The 18,945-nt window shown below is 61.4% G+C and carries 19 protein-coding genes; 5 read left to right on the top strand and 14 right to left on the bottom strand.

The genetic code is table 11. The features are described 5' to 3' along the window. Window positions 1–2: 2 nt before the first annotated feature. From FHS49_RS11975 to FHS49_RS11945, 7 genes are all read right to left on the bottom strand, one after another. Window positions 3–1,613: an FAD-binding oxidoreductase gene (locus FHS49_RS11975; protein WP_184018826.1), complete on the bottom strand. Its 1,611-nt coding sequence runs from the start codon at window positions 1,611–1,613 to the stop codon at window positions 3–5. A 138-nt stretch (window positions 1,614–1,751) separates the two neighbouring features. After that, complete coding sequence (locus FHS49_RS11970; protein WP_184018824.1) at window positions 1,752–3,143, bottom strand: MFS transporter; 1,392 nt, start codon at window positions 3,141–3,143, stop codon at window positions 1,752–1,754. A gap of 101 nt (window positions 3,144–3,244) precedes the next feature. After that, a complete protein-coding gene (locus FHS49_RS11965; RefSeq protein WP_184018822.1) occupies window positions 3,245–3,811 on the bottom strand; it encodes a cupin domain-containing protein in 567 nt (188 codons plus the stop codon). 11 nt (window positions 3,812–3,822) lie between these two features. After that, window positions 3,823–5,205, bottom strand: a complete 1,383-nt coding sequence (locus tag FHS49_RS11960) for an MFS transporter (RefSeq protein WP_184018820.1) — start codon at window positions 5,203–5,205, stop codon at window positions 3,823–3,825. A gap of 39 nt (window positions 5,206–5,244) precedes the next feature. After that, window positions 5,245–6,111 (bottom strand): phytanoyl-CoA dioxygenase family protein, encoded by an 867-nt coding sequence (locus FHS49_RS11955; protein WP_184018818.1) that lies wholly within the window; start codon window positions 6,109–6,111, stop codon window positions 5,245–5,247. Continuing rightward, window positions 6,108–7,406, bottom strand: a complete 1,299-nt coding sequence (locus FHS49_RS11950) for a DUF3089 domain-containing protein (RefSeq protein WP_246350667.1) — start codon at window positions 7,404–7,406, stop codon at window positions 6,108–6,110. Before FHS49_RS11950 ends, FHS49_RS11955 begins: the two co-directional genes overlap by 4 nt. 8 nt (window positions 7,407–7,414) lie before the next feature. Further along, window positions 7,415–8,341, bottom strand: coding sequence for a LysR family transcriptional regulator (locus FHS49_RS11945; protein ID WP_184018814.1), 927 nt, complete (start codon window positions 8,339–8,341; stop codon window positions 7,415–7,417). A 159-nt stretch (window positions 8,342–8,500) separates the two neighbouring features. Between FHS49_RS11945 and FHS49_RS11940 the strand changes: the two genes are divergently transcribed. From FHS49_RS11940 to FHS49_RS11930, 3 genes are all read left to right on the top strand, one after another. Further along, a complete protein-coding gene (locus FHS49_RS11940) occupies window positions 8,501–9,661 on the top strand; it encodes an LLM class flavin-dependent oxidoreductase (RefSeq protein WP_184018812.1) in 1,161 nt (386 codons plus the stop codon). Between the two features lie 126 nt (window positions 9,662–9,787). After that, window positions 9,788–10,336, top strand: a complete 549-nt coding sequence (locus tag FHS49_RS11935; protein WP_184018810.1) for a cupin domain-containing protein — start codon at window positions 9,788–9,790, stop codon at window positions 10,334–10,336. A 370-nt stretch (window positions 10,337–10,706) separates the two neighbouring features. Next, the gene (locus FHS49_RS11930; protein WP_184018808.1) at window positions 10,707–13,052 is read left to right on the top strand and encodes a TonB-dependent receptor; all 2,346 of its coding nucleotides are present in this window, start codon (window positions 10,707–10,709) and stop codon (window positions 13,050–13,052) included. 136 nt (window positions 13,053–13,188) lie between these two features. Here the strand turns inward: FHS49_RS11930 and FHS49_RS11925 are convergent, their stop codons facing one another. From FHS49_RS11925 to FHS49_RS11895, 7 genes are all read right to left on the bottom strand, one after another. Then, on the bottom strand, window positions 13,189–14,061 hold the full coding sequence (locus FHS49_RS11925; protein ID WP_246350665.1) for an alpha/beta hydrolase family protein: 873 nt from the start codon (window positions 14,059–14,061) through the stop codon (window positions 13,189–13,191). A 117-nt stretch (window positions 14,062–14,178) separates the two neighbouring features. Next, entirely contained in the window at window positions 14,179–14,472 is a 294-nt protein-coding gene (locus FHS49_RS11920; RefSeq protein ID WP_184018804.1) for a DUF1330 domain-containing protein, read from the bottom strand. A gap of 198 nt (window positions 14,473–14,670) precedes the next feature. Next, window positions 14,671–15,228: a nuclear transport factor 2 family protein gene (locus FHS49_RS11915; protein ID WP_221240494.1), complete on the bottom strand. Its 558-nt coding sequence runs from the start codon at window positions 15,226–15,228 to the stop codon at window positions 14,671–14,673. After that, window positions 15,225–16,097: an SDR family NAD(P)-dependent oxidoreductase gene (locus tag FHS49_RS11910; RefSeq protein WP_184018802.1), complete on the bottom strand. Its 873-nt coding sequence runs from the start codon at window positions 16,095–16,097 to the stop codon at window positions 15,225–15,227. Before FHS49_RS11910 ends, FHS49_RS11915 begins: the two co-directional genes overlap by 4 nt. Next, complete coding sequence (locus tag FHS49_RS11905) at window positions 16,097–16,630, bottom strand: nuclear transport factor 2 family protein (RefSeq protein WP_221240493.1); 534 nt, start codon at window positions 16,628–16,630, stop codon at window positions 16,097–16,099. The genes FHS49_RS11910 and FHS49_RS11905 overlap by 1 nt, the downstream gene beginning before the upstream one ends. Window positions 16,631–16,830: 200 nt before the next feature. Continuing rightward, a complete protein-coding gene (locus FHS49_RS11900; RefSeq protein ID WP_184018799.1) occupies window positions 16,831–17,016 on the bottom strand; it encodes a hypothetical protein in 186 nt (61 codons plus the stop codon). Continuing rightward, complete coding sequence (locus FHS49_RS11895; RefSeq protein ID WP_184018797.1) at window positions 17,013–17,294, bottom strand: hypothetical protein; 282 nt, start codon at window positions 17,292–17,294, stop codon at window positions 17,013–17,015. Before FHS49_RS11895 ends, FHS49_RS11900 begins: the two co-directional genes overlap by 4 nt. Window positions 17,295–17,449: 155 nt before the next feature. On the opposite strand from FHS49_RS11895, the gene FHS49_RS11890 reads away from it, so the two are divergent. Both FHS49_RS11890 and FHS49_RS11885 read left to right on the top strand, forming a co-directional pair. Next, window positions 17,450–17,878 carry a hypothetical protein gene (locus FHS49_RS11890; protein ID WP_184018795.1) on the top strand — a complete coding sequence of 143 codons (429 nt, stop codon included), beginning with the start codon at window positions 17,450–17,452 and terminating at the stop codon, window positions 17,876–17,878. Window positions 17,879–18,092: 214 nt separating this feature from the next. Beyond that, window positions 18,093–18,887: an alpha/beta fold hydrolase gene (locus FHS49_RS11885; protein WP_184018793.1), complete on the top strand. Its 795-nt coding sequence runs from the start codon at window positions 18,093–18,095 to the stop codon at window positions 18,885–18,887. The last annotated feature ends 58 nt before the right edge of the window (window positions 18,888–18,945 follow it).

Below are 18,945 nucleotides of genomic sequence, written 5' to 3'. Positions count from 1 at the left end.
GCTTATTGCGGGAAGCCAAGGCCGCCCGGATTGAACTGCCCCTTGGGATCGACCACGGCCTTGACCGCATCGAGCAGCGCCTTGGACGCATCATCGCGGCTCTCGCGATAGCGATAGGCGCGGCCGATCTGGAAATGCCCCGCGCCATAACGCTCGCATATCGCCTTCACGCCATCGCGCGCTGCGGTCACGACGGCAGTGGCCTCAGGATTGGGATCGAGCTTCTTCAATTTGCCCAGATAACCCGCTTCCATCATGGATTCATGGATCGGGCGATAGCCATGCGGCCAGAAGAACACGGGTTCGATGATGATCGCATTGGTGGACATGGAGGTGAACAGATAGCCGATGTGCACCTTATGCAGTGCGAACGCATCCGCCATGCCGGCGAACAGCGCTTGAATATCCTCGAACATGGCAGGCGCGTTGGACAGGGAAACCTGGCCATGCACGGGTGCCCAGCTCTCGCCATCGGGGCCGATCATCGAATTGGGAGGCGGGAAGGGCTGGGCGCGGATGATCTTGGCGATGCTGTTTTCGATTTCGCTGCCGTTGAACCGTCCGGCGATTCCGCGCGCGGTCGCCAGATCGGCCGCCACGCCTTCCTTCGTCCGGCCTTCGGCGATGATGTGCAGAGGATATGCGTCCTCATCCACGAAATTGCGCCCGGCCAGCGCGATCTTCGCGGCCGCCATCAGCCCCTTGCCCAGCGATTTCTGCTTGCCGATCACCGCGCCGAGCGTCTTGACGTCACTGGTCAGGGACATGCGGCGCATCCTGATCTTGGTGAGGCCGGGATCGAAGCCGCAGGTCTCGCTGGCCACGCCCGCCCGTGTGATCTCGGCCAGCGCCTTTAGCATGTCTGTGCCGCTCTTGAACGAGAAGGATACATAGTCCTCATGCTGCGGCGTGCGGATCAGCCGCATCGTGATTTCGGCCTTGATGCCCAGCGTCCCGCTATCGCCGCAGAAAAGCCCGGCGATATCGGGGCCGAAATGCCGATAAAAGGGCGTATCGCCATCCGGGCCGCGCGCGCCCGTCCGCAGGATCGCACCATTGCCCAGGACCACCGTGAGCGCGATCATGCTTTCGCTCGATGTGCCGTAATGGCCAGCGCCGAACATCGCATTGAGCTGGGAAAGGCCGCCGCCGATGGTGGAATAGATGCCGGACATCGGCCCCCAAAAGGGTGTTCGAACCCCGTGCGGCGCCAGCGCTTCATTAAGCGCCAGCCATGTGCAGCCCGCTTCGACCGTGACGGTCATGTCATCGGGATTGATGTTCAGCACGCGGTTCATGCGCGTCATGTCGAGCGACACCGTGCTATTGTCGGCGGGAAGATAGGAGGCAGTATAGCTCATGCCGCCGCCACGCGGCGCGATCGCAACGCCGGCCGCATTCGCTGCGGAGACGATGGCACCCAGTTCCTCCGTCGACGCCGGGGCGACGATCAGCATCACGGTGTTGCTGCTGGTCTCATAGACGTCTTCGCTATGCAGCTTCCGGCCGGCTTCGTCGTCCCGCACATGGTCTGCGCCGACAATGGCGGAAAAGGCGGCTTTCAGTGTGGCTGGCAAATTCGACCCTGCCGGGGTCGCGCTATCTGTCTGCATCGAAACTCGTCCCCAAAGTCCGGATAATTCGGTGATGGTTCCTTTATGAGAAGATGAAACGATCATCCGGCAAGAGGTCGATCGTCTTTATCCAAGGGGCGGAATCGCGATCGGCCACAGAGCATTGCGTTCGGGGCGCTATGGCGTCTGCCCCGCCAGAGGCGCTTCGTCATGCCGTTCGCTGCGCCGTGTGGTCGCTGTTTCCACGGGCTGCAAGCGATAGCTCCGCAGGAAAAGGCACGCGAGCAGCGCGGCGATGGCGGGCAGGATCGACAATGCCACGGTGATGCCCATGATCACCCCGGCGGGCTGCGCACCCGCACCGGCGTCATGCGCGGAAACGAAGCCGACCATGCTCATGATCGCGCTGAAGATAAAGGTGCCGAACGCGGCGGTCGCCTTTTCCACCATGACGAAAACGCCCGCCAATATCCCTTCGCTGCCTTCGCCGCTTGCGGATCTGCGCGAATAATCCATGGTATCGGTCAACACGGTGTAGAGACCAAAGAAGATCCCGCCGCTGCAGATTCCGCTGAAGCCGCCGATGATCTGAATCCAGGGGGAGGGGCTGGCGGCCGGAACCAGAGACCAGGAGAACATCACAATGGCCTGCATGAACGCGGCGGCCATCAAGGCATTGCGGCGGCCAAACCGGCGCGCCATCCACACCCAACCGATCTGGGACAGCATCATCGCGATCGTCTGCGTCAGGAAGATGCTGCTCAGGCTGACATCGGTGGCGTTGAGGACATGCCGGGTGAAATAGGGCACCGCGGAGATATGGAGCGTGAGGCCGGCAAACATCGTCACCTTGAACGCCATCAGGCTTTGGAAAGGGCGGTTGGCGCGCAATGTGGCCCATGCCGTCCGGAAAGATGTGTGATCGCCGCTGCCGCTCGCATTGCCCGGCTTGTCCGTTTCACCTTCACTTTCGCGGATCAGCAGAAAGGTGATCGTGCCGCCGGTGGCGATCATGGCGGCGAGAATCCACGCGACCAAGCCATGCCCCGCGCGATCGCTGCCCATCGTCGAGAGCAGAAACGGCGCGGCGGATGTCGCGGCCAGGCCGCCGAGCGAGGAGCCATAGACGCTGAACGTCATCAAGCGCGATCGCTCGTTGAAATCCTGTGTGATCGAGCGACCGATCGCGAGATACGGGATGCGGAACATCGTATAAGCGGTTGAAAACACGAGCAACGAGATGGATGCAAAGGCGATCAGTCCGCCGCCGCTCAAGCTCTCTGGCACGTTGAAGAGCATGATCAGCGATATGGCGGACAGCACCCCCCCGCCCAGAAGATAGGGCCGGTGCCTGCCGAAGCGCGTGCGCGTGCGATCGCTGATGACGCCCATCACGGGATCGAGCGCGGCGTCATAGAGCTTTGACAGCACGACGAGCAATCCGGCCAGGCCCATGGCGATGCCAAGCGAATCGGTCATGAATCTCAGGTGGAGAAGCCCCACCGCCCCGACGAGCGCGGACGAGGTGAACGATCCAATTCCCCAGCCAAACATGGCGCTTTTCTTCACGGGCGACTCCCTAATCCGGAACAATGGAGGCTATGCCCTTTTGAGACGCGCCATCTTCAATTCGCGCGAATGATCGTCAGCCGATCATCGCGGTGTCTGCATTAATCCTGCCAGACCTTGCTCATGTCCGAACTGCCCGAGGCGGGGCAGAGTTTCTGCGGCAATTGCACGGCGACCATGAACGATCCTTCCGGGCCGGCGCGCGAGATATGCCCCTTGCCGCTGCAATCCTCGGCGATCGCGAGGTCGCCGTGTTCGAGCGCATATTGGGTGCCGTCATGAAGCTCGATGATCATGCTGCCGAAGAGCGTGATCAGCAATGTGGGCTGATGAGCGACATGAAAATCATAACCTGCGCCGGCGGCGGTTCCGCCGATCGTCACCCGCTCCGCCGTGCGCCGGAGTAGCTGGGCGACCTGTGCGCCCGTTTCGGGGCCGGTGACCGGCAATTGCTCCGCGCGCGTCAGGCCATCGGGGCCGGTGTAGAGATGAAAGATGCGCTTGATCCAGGGGATCGCGCCGGTCCCCGGATAATCCAGCGGAAAGCCCTTCTTGGGGAGGGCTGGTGCCGCCGTTGCATTGCCGACGCAGCCCGCCAGGCCGAACGAGGCGAGCAGTGCAGCGGATTTGGCCAGCAGTTCACGTTTGCTTTGGAGAGTTTCGGACATTGTGTTTCCCTTCAATGCGCTGGTTTGGCGCGTAGTTCGTCAAGCATCCGGTTGGAAAGTTTGTAGCGGCCGATGGAGAGCATGGAGAGCGCGATGAAGACCGCGGGGACGATCGTGACGCACACGCGCAACGCGTCGATCGCGCTTTGCGGCTGATCCACGCGCACGCCCTCGAACCCGCCCGCATAGCCGAATGCACCGAGCGACCAGCCGAAGAATGCGATGCCCAGCGCCCCGGCGAGCTGCTCAACCATGATGAACAAGCCCGCGAACGTGCCTTCGCGCCTTACGCCGTTGATGTGATAATCATATTCCATCACGTCGGGCAGCATGGCCTGGCTCAGCAGGAATGTGCCGCCGCCCGCAAAGCCCAGCATGATGCAGCGTGCCAGCGTGATCGCCATCGGCTCTGCGGTGTCCGCGATCCAGTAAGACAGGCAGCCTGCGCCATAAAGCGCAGCGGCCATCAGATAGCCCCGGCGCTTGTCCAGCGTGCGGGCGATCCACAGCCAGAAGGGCTGGGAGAGCATCAATGCGGCGGTCTGGCTGATCAGCATGGTGCCAAGCCAGGCATCGGATATGCGCAAGACATGCTTGGTGAAATAGGGCATCGCCGTCAGCGTGAAGGCCAGCGTCAGAAAATAGAGCACCTTGGACAGAAGCAACCAGGCGAAGGGCGGTATCTGAACCGCGGAGGCGAGCTGGCGGAAAAAGGGCATGGGGGCTTGCGCCGGGCGGGCCGCGCGGGGTGCCTTGCGCAGGAGATAGACGCTCACCAGAACACCGATGGTCGCGATGGCGGCGATCACCATGGCCATTTTCAGATGGCCGGCGCGGGTCGCCCCCCACAGGCCCAGCATCATTGGTGCGAGGCCGAGGCCGATAAAGCTGCCGGCCGAATTGCAGACCACGCGAAAAGACATGAGCTGGCTGCGGCCGTTATAGCTGGACGTGATCTCGGCGGGCATCGCCATATAGGGGATCATGAACATCGTGTAGCTGGTCGCAAAGAGCAGCATCATGATCAGCAGAAAGCCGGGCAGCAGGATGTCGCCGCTCACCGGCGCAGTATAGGTTGCCACCAGCACGACTGCGGAGAGCAATCCCCCCGTCAGCATCCAGGGCAGACGGCGGCCCCAGGGCGTGTTGATCCGATCGCTCATATGACCGATGATCGGATCGCTCACCGCATCCCATATCTTCGCCACGCTGAACAGCGTCGCAGCCAGCGCCGCGGCGACGCCCAGCGTGTCCGTCATATATCGTACGAGCAGCGTTCCCGCCGCCAGATTAAGCGACGCCATCGGAAAGGAACCCAGCCCCCAGCCCAACCGGGTGGACAGCGGCAGCAATGGCTCTTCAGCCGGTTCTCTCTCTCCCATCGGCGTCTTCATTCCGGCGACTTCCCCTTTGTGCGTGGTCTCGACGGTGATTTAGCCGTCGATCTTTTCAGCCGTCCGCTGGGGTGAAAAGGCGCGGGGTTCGTCGGCCGGGCGGCTCCAGATCACGGGCAGGTGCTCGCTCGGCGCGGGATGGACGCCTTCGGGCTGGGTCATCAGGTCGATGCCGGGCACCGGCATCAGCCCCTCACGCGGGCACCAATAGGAATCATCGCCGATCACGCGGATCGCAAGACCGGAGCGCGCGAGATGATCGGAATCATTGCCCTTGGAATAATGCGGAATATCGACGTGGAAGAGCACGGCGTCGCCTGGTTCCAGATCCCAGGTGACGAATTTGAACGGAAAATCGGGATTGTTGCGTTCGGCCTCGAAATCCGGAAAGCGGAAATGGCCATCGCCAGCCGGGCCGAAGCGCGAACCGGTTTCCTGACAGAAATGGTGATAGCCCGCGACGAATTCAATCTGGCCGTTTTGCTTGTTGACTGGGGTTAGCGCCACCCAGATGTTGGGCACCATCGAGCCGGTGAACGGCCAGACGTGATCGGCGTGCCACTGCATGATTTGCGGAGAGAGCGGCGGCTTGTGAAACAGATGATCGTGAAACATCTGGATGGTATCGGCTTCGATCACGCGGCCAACGACTTCGCCCACCGGAGAATTCAGCGCGAAATCGCGAAAGACGCCGGGCTTGCGCCAAAGATGCGCGACGGATGTCATCGAACCATGCGACGGGCCGGTGTGTCCGAATTCATCGGGATTGGCGACCACCGCGGCCGCGCCTTCGCGCAGGCTCTCAATCCATTCCGCATCGAACATCTGACGCAGGCAGAGAACGCCGTCGCGGCGATAATCTTCGATGTGCTGGGGCGTGATGGGATTGAGAGGGGCTTTATTCATCGATCGTCTCCGGACGTCCTGGGAGGATTGTTGCGGGCAGGCGCTTTGGTGCGCGGCTTGCGAAGGGCTTTCAGAAAGGCCTGACTGCGCAGGTCGGCATTCTGGCGGATGTCTTCATAAAACAGGCCGATATCGTGATAGTGCATACTGCCGCCATCCAGCGGCTGAAGCGCCAGTTGCGTTGACGGTTCGACGATCAGCAGCCCTTCTTCGCTGCACCGCGCGCTGACGGCGCGGCGGATCAGCGGCTTGATGGCGCCGGCGTCGGGTGCCCCCGGCACCGCACCCTTGCTGGCGGCGCTCGTTGCGGCGGGCATCCCCCGGTCAAAGGTGAGCGGGTTGACGCACAACATCGTGTTGCCGGCCACATCGCCATAGCGCTCGATGTAAGCCTGCTGGCTGAATGCGGCGGTCTGCTTGGCCGATCCGGTCGGCAGGATGCTGTTCCAGTGGACCGCGCACCCGGTCTGATCCGGCTTGGCGCAAATATCGATCGTCTTGTAGGCGCGCCCGAAAGCGCCTTCCATCAGCCCGATGCCGACAATGTAGGCCGCAACCATGCGATCGGCCAGCGGGGTGCCGTCGATCCGTTCTTCCAGCAATTGGGCGATATGCGCCGCGCCCTGACTATGGCCGACAAGGATGAACGGGCGGCCCCGATTATCGTGTGCCAGATAATATTCGAAGGCGCGCAGTACGTCGCCATAGGCGATGGCGAAGGCTTCCTGGCGCAGCGCGGGGACGGCGAAATTCGCGCGGCGGGTGGCCTGCCGATAGCGCGGCGCGAAGATGCGGCAGCAGCGATTGAATGCCCCGGCCTGTCGGGCGATCACGCTTTGATCTGTCCATAGATTGACGGTGGCGTCCGCTATGTCCTGATTCCAATGGTCTTGAGACCGATCCGTGGTCGGATGAACATAGAATATATCGACGGCAGGCTTTTTCCGGCGAGGGGCGGCGCCCGGCGCAACGCGTGCGGCGGCGCTCTCGCTGCGTGCCGTTGCGGCCCAGCTCTCGTCTTTCGAATAATCCGGTGTCGGCGGCGCGCTATCGGCCGGACGAGATTCCGGGACGGCGTTTGGCTGGGAATGCGCTGGCGCGGTCGCGGCGAAGAGGAGCAAAGCTGCAAATCGTATCGAGCGGCGACGCGGCAAACAGTTCACTCCCTGGCGAAGAGACGGAGCCCCGCCCAGATCATCGGATAATCTGCTGCATTGGCTATGGCCGGCTGACGATCGATATAGCCTTGCGAAAGATGACACATAAGTGACGAATTCTCTTACAGCGATAGACATAACTTGCTCTAAATCCGGCTGGGGGCGTTGCGGCCGCTGCGACGGAGCTGACGCAGCATCGATTTGAACCGTCGTGCGGCGGGATTCTCGTAACTGCCGCTCAAGCTGACAAATCCGATGGGCGCAGCCTGGATCTGCGTGCCTGGGATGCGCCCCAGTTTTCCTGTCGCCAGCTCGTCAGCGATAAACTCGTCTGCGATCAGGCCCAGAAGCCCGCCTTCCTGCACCAACAATTTGATCAGGCTCATGGAAGACGATCGCACGGTCTTCGATTTTTCGCTGTAGCCCGCTTTTTCGAGCAACATCGAAATCTCGTCACTGTTCCGGTTGCCGGCGACGATGTTCTGCGCGTCGAACTGCGCCCAGATATGCGGTCCGATCGCCCGCCCGTCCGCCAGCTCTTCGAACACGGGATGATCAGGCCGGGCCACGACCGAATAGTCCTGCACCGAAACCTGCTCGAATTCGAAATTCTCATTGTCGGCAATGGCTTCGGGAAAACCGCAATAGGCGAAATCCAGCTCTCCGCGCTGGAGCATCTCAAGCAGATTGGAGCTATAGCCTTCGCGTATTCGCAGCCTGATATCGGGGGAAATTTCGCTGAATTGCGCGGCGCAGCGTGCGAAATCGCCCGTCAGCATGATCGGATGAACGCCGACTTCGATTTCCTGCTCCCGATTGTTCTGCTCCACCTCGGCCACGAAGCGAGCCTGTTCGCTCACGATCAGCTTGGCGCGCACGATCAGGCGTTCGCACATCGGCGTGGTGCGTATGCCCCGCGGCCCGCGATCGAACAGCCGCGTATTCAGACTCTCTTCAAGCTGCCTGATGCTCCACGTCAATGCGGGCTGCGACATTCCGAGCTGGAGCGATGCCTTTCGAAAGCTCCCGCATTCAGCGACGGCGATCATCCTTTCGAGCTTCGTGATGTTCATCGGTCTTCTCCGGGGAAGCGCCTCAATTGGAACTGGCCAAGCGATCCGGCGAGCGTTGTCGATCAACTTTCCTTTCATGAGGAACAGATAATTTGGATTATCCGAGGGGCGGCAGAGTGTCAGGTGAGAGGAATTGGCGGGTCACCCTTGGGGAAATAGATGAGCATCGAGATTCTGGGCGTATTGGTCCATCGCAACGTGTCCGAGATCAGCGCAGCCGAGGGGCCGGTCTTCGATCGCGAGATGGTCGGGGAGCTGGCGCGCCGATTCGACGACAATGATTTTGATCGGGTGCTGATCCTCCAGAATTCCTTTGCGCCGGATCCGTTCGCGATTGCCACCTATGCTGCGGCGATCACGAACAAGCTGGCATTCATGGTCGCGCACCGGCCGGGCTTCATCGCGCCCACCATGGCGGCGCGCATGTTTGCGACGTTGGACCATCTGTCTCAGGGCCGGGCGGGCGTGCATATCATATCGGCGGCCAATGACGTGGAAACCCAATGCGACGGCGACTTCCTGACCAAGGAAGAGCGCTATCGGCGCAGCCGCGAATATGTCGAGGTGTTGCGCACGATGTGGGGCGCGACCGAGCCGGTCGATTTCGACGGCGATTTCTACAAATTCAACAAGTCGCTCGCCGAATTGCGGCCGGTGCAAGAGTCCTCGATTCCGATTTATTGGGGCGGGACATCGCCCATTGCGATCGAAAAAGCCGGCGAATGCGCCGATGTCTATGCCATCGGCGGACTTCAGCCGCTGGAGAAAATGCGCGCGACGGTGGCCGAACTCAAGGCATCGGCGGCCAAGGCGGGGCGCACCATGCGGCTGCAGACGTCGGCACGCGTGATCATCGGCGAAACCGAGGAAGAAGCCTGGCGCACCGCCGATCATGTGCTCCATCGCCTGCATGAAATGGCGATCGAGCAGCAGGAATTGCAGAAAAAAGGCGAAACGGCCTCGCGGCCGGGGCTGCGGCTTGATCCCGCCATGTCCACCACCCGCGGCGGTGCCAACCGCAGCCAGTTCAGCGAGATCGCGGCGGGCCGTGATCTGCTGGACAAGAGGCTGTGGACGGGCACAACCAAGGCGTCGCTGGATTTCGCCACGCCCACCTTGCCACCTGCATTGGTGGGCACGGCAGAGCAGGTAGCCGATGCAATGATGGATTATTACGATATGGGGATCACCGGCTTCCTGATGCGTGGCTTCGATCTTCTCGGCGATATCGAACTGCATGGGCGGGAACTCATCCCGCGCCTGCGCCGCCTGGCCGCCGAGCGTACGGGTGACAGGGCGATGGCCGACGTCGAGGGTTAAGGGTTTCCGATCACCCACAGATATTATTGCAATTGCTTGGTCACGAGGTGACTGACATCTTCCTGTCACAAGGCAACCCTGCGGGAGCGTATATTGAAACGGATTTCGTCGATTGTCCTGAGCAGCGTGCTGTTTTTGAGCGCAGCGCCGGGGTGCGCCGCCAAGACCCCGCCGGCTCACCAGCCGGTCTCGCCACTGTCTCCGACCGGCGAGGCGTTCAAGATCATGCAAATGTCCGGCGGCAGCGATGGCGAATCCCACCTGGAGATCGTTAGCCTGCCGCGCACGGGCGGCGAAGCCGGACGCAGCGTTCAATCCCGCCTCTATGCGACGGACGTCGAAATCGGCGATTCTCTCCCTGGTGCCTTCATCGATTGGCACGGCGTTTCCACGCCGCGCTTGCTCATCGTTTTATCCGGTGAGTTGGAAATCGGGCTGGGTGATGGTTCGAAACATGTCATGCGCAAGGGCGATGTGGTCCTGGCCGCCGACGTGACCGGACGGGGCCATACGTCGCGCACGATCGGCACCGAGCCGGTGCGCATCCTCACGGTGCGTCTGCCGAAGGAAAACAGTCTGGCACCGAAATTGAATTCCTGCCCCGCCGGTGTTCCGGAAGCAGAATGCGTCAGCGCGCAATTGCAGAAAAATGCTGAAGCGGCCGCTGCCAGATAGTTAAGCGTAAATCAGTGCCAAATAGCTTCTAACACAAGGAAATGATAAGATTTATAGTTCGGGAGAAGAGGGTTTTCGATATCCGGAAGGTGGATAGGATCCAGAAAATACCCGTTCCCGAAATTGGTGCGTTTATGGAAGAATAGCCCGCGATAGACTGCGGAACGGCGATGCAAAATATGCCTGGTGGCCGATGTGGATCAGCATCGGACAGATAAGGTGCGGTCGTCAGGAGGAACATCCAAAATTACGGGTTTCGGCGCTGCCGAAAGACGCGCCGTGTCGGTGCGACTGGAATGCTGTGTCTTGGGATCCGCGCAACAATATCATCCTAAAAAAGGGACATATAATGACTTCGAGAAATTCAAGGATGCGTGACGCCCTGACGGTGTTGATGGGTTCCAGCTTGCTTGCGATCAGCTATTCGGCTTCTGCCCAGACAGAGGGTGCGCAGGCCGAAGACAGCCGCAGCGATATCGTCGTGACGGCCAAGAGCCGCGAAGAAAGACTGCAGGATGTTCCGCTGTCGATCACCGCGCTGACCACCGCCGATCTGGGCGAAGCGCAGATCCGCGATATCCGCGATCTTCAGAAGATCACGCCGAACATCAGCCTTTTCGGCGGATCGGGCCGCAACGATCCCTCCGCCTACGCCATGCGCGGCCTCACATCGAACACATCGGATGAGCGCTATCAGGGCATTTCCTTCTTCCTCGACGGTATCGCGCTGAGCGGCCAGCTCGCGTCGCTCGATATCGATAACGTCGAACGCGTCGAGATCATCAAGGGGCCGCAGGCGGCCACATTCGGGCGTTCCACCTATAGCGGTGCCGTCAACTTCATCACCAAGGATCCCAGCGGCAACGACATCAATGGCTATGTTCGTGCCCGCGGCAGCTTCAGTCACAGCGCGCCTGAAGCCAGCTATTTCCTTGGTGGCTCGCTCACGCTTCCTCTGGTGCAGGACAAGCTATGGCTGAGCGTCTCGGGTTCCGTCACGCAGAATGGCGCGGTCGCGAAATCGGCCGACGAAGACCGTCCGGTGGGGCGCGAGCGTTCGCAATTCGGCACCGCGACGCTGTTCTACGAGCCAGATGATACCTTCTCGATCAAGCTCCGTGGCCTTTACACGCACGATAGTGACACCGTGCCTGCGCAAACTCTGCAACATCCACGCGACTGGCTCGAAGCCGGTATCGATGTGACGCCGATGGCGCGCGGCCTTGGCTCTTTCCTGCCAGACCATATGCCCGATCCCGATGTGAACCAGGTGGCGACCAAGGGCACCTATGGCACCAAGCGCGATCGCTATTTCGCATCAGCGATCATTTCGAAGAAGATGGGCGATTACGAGCTGAGCTATCGCGGCGGCTATCTTCGCTATGAGCATAATAATTGGTTGCCGGGCATCAATCGCGCAACAGGCGTCGGCCAAGATCCCGTGTTTGGCGATCAGGTGGGCACCGGTTCCGTGACCGTCACCGGATTGGGAACGAGCACGAGCAAGGGCAAGGAAGTGTTCGAGAACACAAGCCACCAGCTCGTGATTCTTTCGCCTGGCGATTTGCCGATCCGCTGGCGCGTGGGTGCGTATTATTTCTGGGAAAAGGATACATCCTGGTTCCCGCTGAACGCGACGACCGCGAACCCCACAGGCAAGCTGCGCCAGGATACCATTGAAAACATCGCCGGGTTCGGCGGGCTGGATTGGGATGTGACCGACAAGCTCACATTGAGCAGCGAGGGTCGTATTGCGCGCGAAACATTGAATTACCTCGCATGTGCGACCTGCATCAGCCCGATCGCACAGGGCCGATCGCAGGGTTCGACAGATTTCACGCCACGCTTCACATTGAGCTACAAGGCATCGCAGGATAATTTGCTGTATGGCCTTTATTCACGCGGCGTGAAGAGCGGCCGCTTCAGCTATGTGGTGTTGTCGGGTGTGCCGACGATCTTCTATGCCGATCCGGAAAAGCTCGACAATTTCGAAATCGGTTCGAAGAACAGCTTCATGGGCGGCCGACTGGTGTTCAACGCTGCTGGTTTCTACAATAAGGTCAAGGATCAGCAACTCGTCAGCACCGTCACCACGGCGACGTCGACCGGTGGCGTATTGAATATCACATCGGCCAACAATGTGGGCGAATCCGAGATCTGGGGCTTCGAGCTTGAATCCACGTTCAAACTCACTCCGCGCCTCACCATCCGCGGCGCGGTCGGTTATGCGCATCAGGAGTTCACAACCACTGAACCCATCAGGCTGGCGGCCACATCGTCGGTCGGCTTCCCGGTTTCGACCGATGGATCGGTCGTTCTCGATGGGAAGACCCAGGGCAACGTGCCGCGCTGGAATGGCTATATCTCGGGTGAATATACGGTGCCTGACATGTTCCAGGATTACGCCATGTCGTTCCGCACCGATGGCAGCTATCGTGGCAGCTATTATGCCACGCTGGCCAATACCGTTTCGGTGCGCAGCGCCTGGACGGTGAATACCCGTCTGAGCTTCTACAATGACCAGATGGATTTCGCGCTGTTCGGCCGGAATATCTTCAACAACCAGCGCGCCACGGGTTCGGGTCTGGCCGGGGCGACAGGCGGTTGCGCCTTCATCGAGACCAATACCGCGGTCTATGGATCGAACCAGCAGTGCCTCTATTCCTCGCCGCCGCGTCCCGCGGAATGGGGTGCGGAAGCGGCCTTCCGCTTCTGATGGACATGCGCAGGGGCCGGCGAATGCCGGCTCCTGCCTCAACGGGCTGACGCGCCCAAAAAAGCGGCTATCCGATGATGACGGATAGCCGCTTTTTGTTGTGCGACAGGAGGGGGCGAACCAAAGCGCCGGGCGGCTATTTCCGCCGGAGCATGACCGGCCCGCTCTCGCTCAGGCGCGCGTCGAGCCCTGCGCGGCCGCGCTTTCTGCCAAGGCCGAATCCCTCCAGAAATTGAAGTGACAGCGCCACGGCCTGTTTCATTGGCGCGCTCTGCCTGGGGCCGGGCAGCTCGGGCCGGCAGATCAGCCCGCCGAAATAATGATCCACCCCATCCAGCACCAGCGCATAGCGATCGCCGCCCGGTCTGGCATTGTCATAGGCCAGCAAATGGCTGCGCCAGCCCTCGGGGTCCGGCTTCGTACCGGGCGCGGCGGGCGGATTGTCCAAAGTTCCGGTCTGGATCATGGCAGGGACTGCAAGGCTCGCATAATCAGCGCCCGTCACCAGCCCGGGGGCATGGCCCGGCGGGGAAAAAGCGACGACCGCCTGCACGCGCGGATCGCGCAATCGTGCCGAATAGCCTTCCGGCACGGTGGGCGATGCGCCGCCCAAAGTGAGCGCGACCAGACCGCCATAGCTGTGGCCGGCGGCGATGAAGGATTCCGCATTCACATGGCTGGCCAGCGCCTGCATGTCCTCAAGCCGCGCGCGCCAGCTCGCGCTGCCCGCAAATGCCTTGGTATCGGGATGATCGGTCGAATCCACATGGAGCGGCGCCCACACGTCGAAGCCCGCCGCGACCCAGGGCAGGATCAGGGGATCGTATTTGGCGGGCGAGGAAAGCGCGCCGTGGGAAAACAGGATCACACCTTGGCGCTTCGCCGCGCGCCAGTGGGTCACCTGCGTTACCCGCCCGCCTGCCGTGATCAGATCGACACGTTCGGGTGCGCGCGCTTTCCCGGCGAACAGCGGATGGGCGCTGCCGGCGGCGGCCGATGCTGCCGCCATGGCGATGAACCGGCGTCGGGACGTGTGGAGCGTCATAAGAAACACCTGCCTTGTTGCTGTGCGATCATAAGGCCGGACCCGATCACGGAACGATGATCGCACAGCCAGGCATCCGGATCAGGCCGGATCGACGAGCAATCGCGTTTGAACGGTGCCAGCGCCTTCGCGCAGCTTGGCACCCGCCTTATATTCCGGCGATTTGGCGTAGGCGATCGCGGCCTCGGCGGTGGGGAAGCGTGAGACCACCACGCGCTCTTCGGGGTTCACATCGCCTTCAAGCACTTCGGCCACTTTGCCGCGCACCACATATTCGCCGCCATGCTTCTCGCTCAATCCTGTAATCGCCTTCACATAATCCCCGAATTTCACAGGATCGGTGATTTGCACGGTAGCAACGATATAGGCAGCCATAGTCTGTGTCCCATTCAGGTCTGTGATAAACAACCGAGCCTAGCCGAGCCTTCGCCGCACCAGCGGCAAAGCTCCGGACTGTCCGACTGCCGATCAATCCGGTCTGCCTTATCTTTGCCTCGCTGCACCAGGAACGGATTCCGGGCAGGAATGATCGCATGGCGGTCATTCTCGAGCCAGGCGCAGGCGTGGGATTACTCAGTCTGCCGCGGGGTTCAGACGCGTGCGCCGGTTGGTGAGCGGACGCTGATAGGATGGGTCGGTCTTGTCGCGCGCCGGTGCGCCATTGTCGGATATGCCGGGCACATCGGCGAAGGGGATCGGTAGGGTCTGTGCCCTGCCGGACCATTCGATGGCATTGGTGCGCAGCGCGATCTTCCACTGGCCGTCGCGCCGCTCCAGCCGATCGATGTAGCGCCCGCCCGCGATCCAGTTGCTCTCGTCGCGATTGCGGCCGACGAACAGATAATAGGTTTCGGTATGGGCGATATCGCCCTGGATATCATAGCTCACGTTGAGCAGATTGTGATGCGTGGCCACCTGACCCGCCTCGTGCATGGCGGCCGCCCAATCATAGCAATCCGAAGGGCTGCCGACGAACGGGCCAGCGGCCATAATGGCGTCGCCATGGAATGCCGACAAAAAGAGGTCGCGATCGAAGCGATCCATGCCGCGGCTGAACCGCGTTAGGCATTCGAGAATATCCTGCTTGTCGAGCAGCGCCTCCATGCGGGCCATGCGATGTTCGTCCCTCATGCTGTCTCCGCAATCGGTTGCCAGATCGGCGCGCCGCGGCGATCCCGCAGCGATGGGATGATCCGTCCGTCGATATCGGTGACACCATATTCCTGTGCCAGTTCCGCCGTGATGAAGGTGCCGCCCGACAGGCGCATGACGTCTGCATCCTGGGCAAGCGCCGCGATGACCCGGCCTGGAAATTCAGGCGAGCACCCATCTTGCGGCCGTGTGGCATCGCGTCCCTGCAGGCCGGGGATGGTCGCCAGATTGCGTTCGGCTCGCTCCGTCATCGTCAACCCTTGCCAGAGAGATATCGAGCTAACTCCATGCGGCTGCAACTCGATCGCCATATCCCGCGCCATGCGATCGGCCGCCGATTTGGCGGTGCCGAACAACACGCCATAGGTGTAGCTCACCCCGACATAGCCTGAGATGGCGACGATCAGGCCGGATTGCTGCGGCGCCATGATCCGCGCCGCATACCAGGCGGCCGTGAAATTCGATCGCACGCCGACGTCCAACATCTGGAGATTGGAGAGCGGCTTTTCCCAGAATGGTTCCGGGTCCGTCAGATCGTCGGGCAGCGCAAACGCATTGTTGACCAGAATGTCCAGCCGGCCCTCATCCGTCTTGACCTGATCGAAGAGCGCCGCGACCTCATCGTCGTCAGCGTGATCCACCGCGACCGCAATCCCCTTGCCGCCACGCGCCGTGCACTGCGCTGCGGTCTCGCCGACGGTGCCCGGCAGATCGTGAACCCCCGGGGTCACGGTGCGGCCCGTGACATAGACCGTCGCCCCTTCGCTTGCGAGCGCCAGCGCCATGCCCTTGCCGATACCGCGGCTGGATCCGGTAACGACGGCCACTTTCCCCGATAGCGCGCCCATTATCGTGTCCCAGCGATGCTGAAAAATGTCTCGCTATGATCGCCGATCGACCGGCCCGTGTAATGACCGGCGCTAAAGGCCATGCCCATCACACCCTGCGTCCAATCGATCGACTGGCCCCAATCCTGATACCAGTCATAGAGCATCAGGCGGTGTGCGATCCGCCATGCGTCGTTCCGCTTTTCCAGGCGGTCTAGGTAACGCCCGCCGATGCAGATATCGCGATCACCGTCGCCCATGTCGATGCGATGATAGGCGCTGACCTGCGTCTCGACGCGCGCTTGATCGCCCTGGATCTCGATGACGCTCTGGCCCAGCCCATGCTGGGTGTTGCTGATCGCATCCGCGCCCGGCACGACCCAGGCGAGATAGGTCGCGAAATCGCCCTTGAACACGCCATAGTCGGTTTCGGCATCCGGCCAGTAAGCGGCGCTGATCATGCCGGGATCTCGTCGATCTTCGCCGCGGGCCAGCCGACCGATGCAATCGCGGATCGCCTCGCGGTCCAACAGGGCTTCGAGCGCTGCATCCATTACATCCATCTCCCATCAGGCCTGCCCGGGAATGCGGCGGCGGTTGGGTGATGTCTGCCACATGGTCCGGCAAGGCGAACAGGGCGCGCGCCTCATTCTACGCCGGGGCGATGCGCGCCTGATCGTGGGCGGCGCTTGGGCTGGGAGCGGAGATGCGTTCACCGCGCATCGAATGAAGTCGTAGCTCGGCCGACTTCGGCTTAATGGCCTCCATTCCACGAACCGACCGACAGCGCTGGCGCGACGATGGCAAGGCGTGCGGCCTCGAGTACATTGAGGATCGTCAGGCCGTCCGCCTTGGTGAAACCGGTTTTCTTGTCGATCACCCCGTCAGGACTGTTGTTGAGAAAGGCCGCAAATCTGGACTGCGCCGTGTCGCCGGTCATGCGCCGGTGCCGTCTTGTGCTGACAGTGCGGCGCGGTCGGGTTCCGGTCCATCGTCAATCTCGTCAGCGTCTTCCTGAAACTCCCTGGCGATCTCGGCATCAGCCGCGCTCAGACGATTGACGGAGCCGCTCTCGCGCTTTTCGGCCCAAACGGCCTCATGCCCCCAGGCGGTGGCGGCGGCCAGGGCGATATTGCGCACATTGGCAAGTTCGGACGCTTCGGCGATCTTGAGATGATGGGCTTCCTGCGCCCTGCAGGTGGCGGCTGAATTGTTCATGGATCGGCTCCGGCTTTCAAGCGGCAGCTCTCCAATGTCTGACGGTCGGTGCCCAGCTTGCATAAAGCGGCAGCGATGCCTGATCATATCACGGATACTGGCGGATAGCGAACGCGACCACTCGCGCATCACGCCGGCGCGCGATATACGGAGGCATGTCTCTCACCAAAATTGATAGCTGGATCGGCAGGACGCTCTTTGTGCCGCCGATCATCAAGCTGTGCCAGATCACCCGCCAGAGCCAGTTCGCGATTGCGCGGCTCTTCTGGTTCATCGCGGCGCTCGACGGTTTCTATCGCGCGGAAACACTCGTCAGTTCGGTGCTCTTCGGCGTCCTCAGCCTTATCATGATGCTCACCGCATCGCTCCGCGCGGATATGCCGACCAACAGTTCGGTCGGATTCCGGATGCTGGCGGTCGCGTTTTTCCTGATGGATGTGGTGACCGGCCTGGCAACCGGTACCTGGCGCGGCATCGAATTCTGGATATTCGTGATGATCGCCGAATATGCAGGCTCGATCCGCACCATCCCGCCGCGCGAATCCCGCAAGAAGGCGGTAAAATCGGTCAAAGCCGGAACGTAAATCGGGGAGGGCGCTAGCCGCCGGTTGGAAATGCGCACCGCGCCGTGATCTGGGTTATCCGCGAGGTGGCTACGACGGGGCAAGCCGGTAAACCCTTAAGCAAAAATGATATTATACCGTGGCAGCCGATGCAGAAAGCGGCGCGCTTGCGGCGAGCGCTGAGTTATCGGATGTGGACGAGGCTTGAAGCGATAGCCCCGTTTGGGAGAACGCAATGCGCGAAATTCGCAAGGGCTATGTCGATGCCACCGGCGGCCAGATTCATTATCATTCCGTCGCCGGGAGCGAACCCGCGATCATCTTTCTGCATCAGACCGCGTCTTCGGCGCGCAGCTACGATCCGCTCCTTGAGGCGTTGACCCTGCCGAACCGCCTGATCGCGCTCGATACGCCCGGTTTCGGAAACTCGGCCGATCTGGGCCTATGGCCCTCGCTTCAGGATTATGCGGCTTTCGTCGTCGAAGCAGCGGATGCACTGTCGATCAGTCGCTTCCATCTTTTCGGGCATCATACCGGTGCCACGCTGGCGATCGAGATTGCTGCGGCCTGGCCCGAGGGCGTATTGTCGCTCATGCTATCCGGCCCCGTGTTCATGACCGTGGAAGAGCAAGCGCGCTTCATCGAGCATTATGAGGCACCGATCAGCCCGGTGCGCGACGGGAGCCATCTTGCGACCAATTGGGGCTATGCAGCCAGCAACAACCCGACCTGCGCCGTCGATCTGCTGCAGGATGCGGTGGTCGATTTGCTTCATGCGTGGCGCGCGCGGCCCAAGGCTTATATGGCCGTGGCGCGACACGATACGGCCGCGCGCGCACGCGATGTTCACATACCGACGTTGCTGCTGACCGCGCCAGGCGATTTCTTCTACGAGACCTTCGACCGCGCTCGGGCCATTTTCCCGAAAGCGACGGTGGCCACGACGGCGGGTGATAATTTTCAGGCGACGGCCGACCCGCAGGGTGTGGCGGCTGCGATTCAAGACTTTCTCGGCGCGGCGCGTCTGTAGGCTATCTGGGTGAAACGAGCATCGAGTGCCGTTTCGATACGCTCTTTCACCATGCTGT

The sequence above is a fragment of the Sphingobium boeckii genome, from assembly GCF_014199215.1.
Lineage (GTDB): Bacteria > Pseudomonadota > Alphaproteobacteria > Sphingomonadales > Sphingomonadaceae > Sphingobium_A > Sphingobium_A boeckii.
The sequence above is the reverse complement of the archived record's forward strand: the minus strand, read 5'-3'. Positions and strand labels throughout refer to the sequence as shown.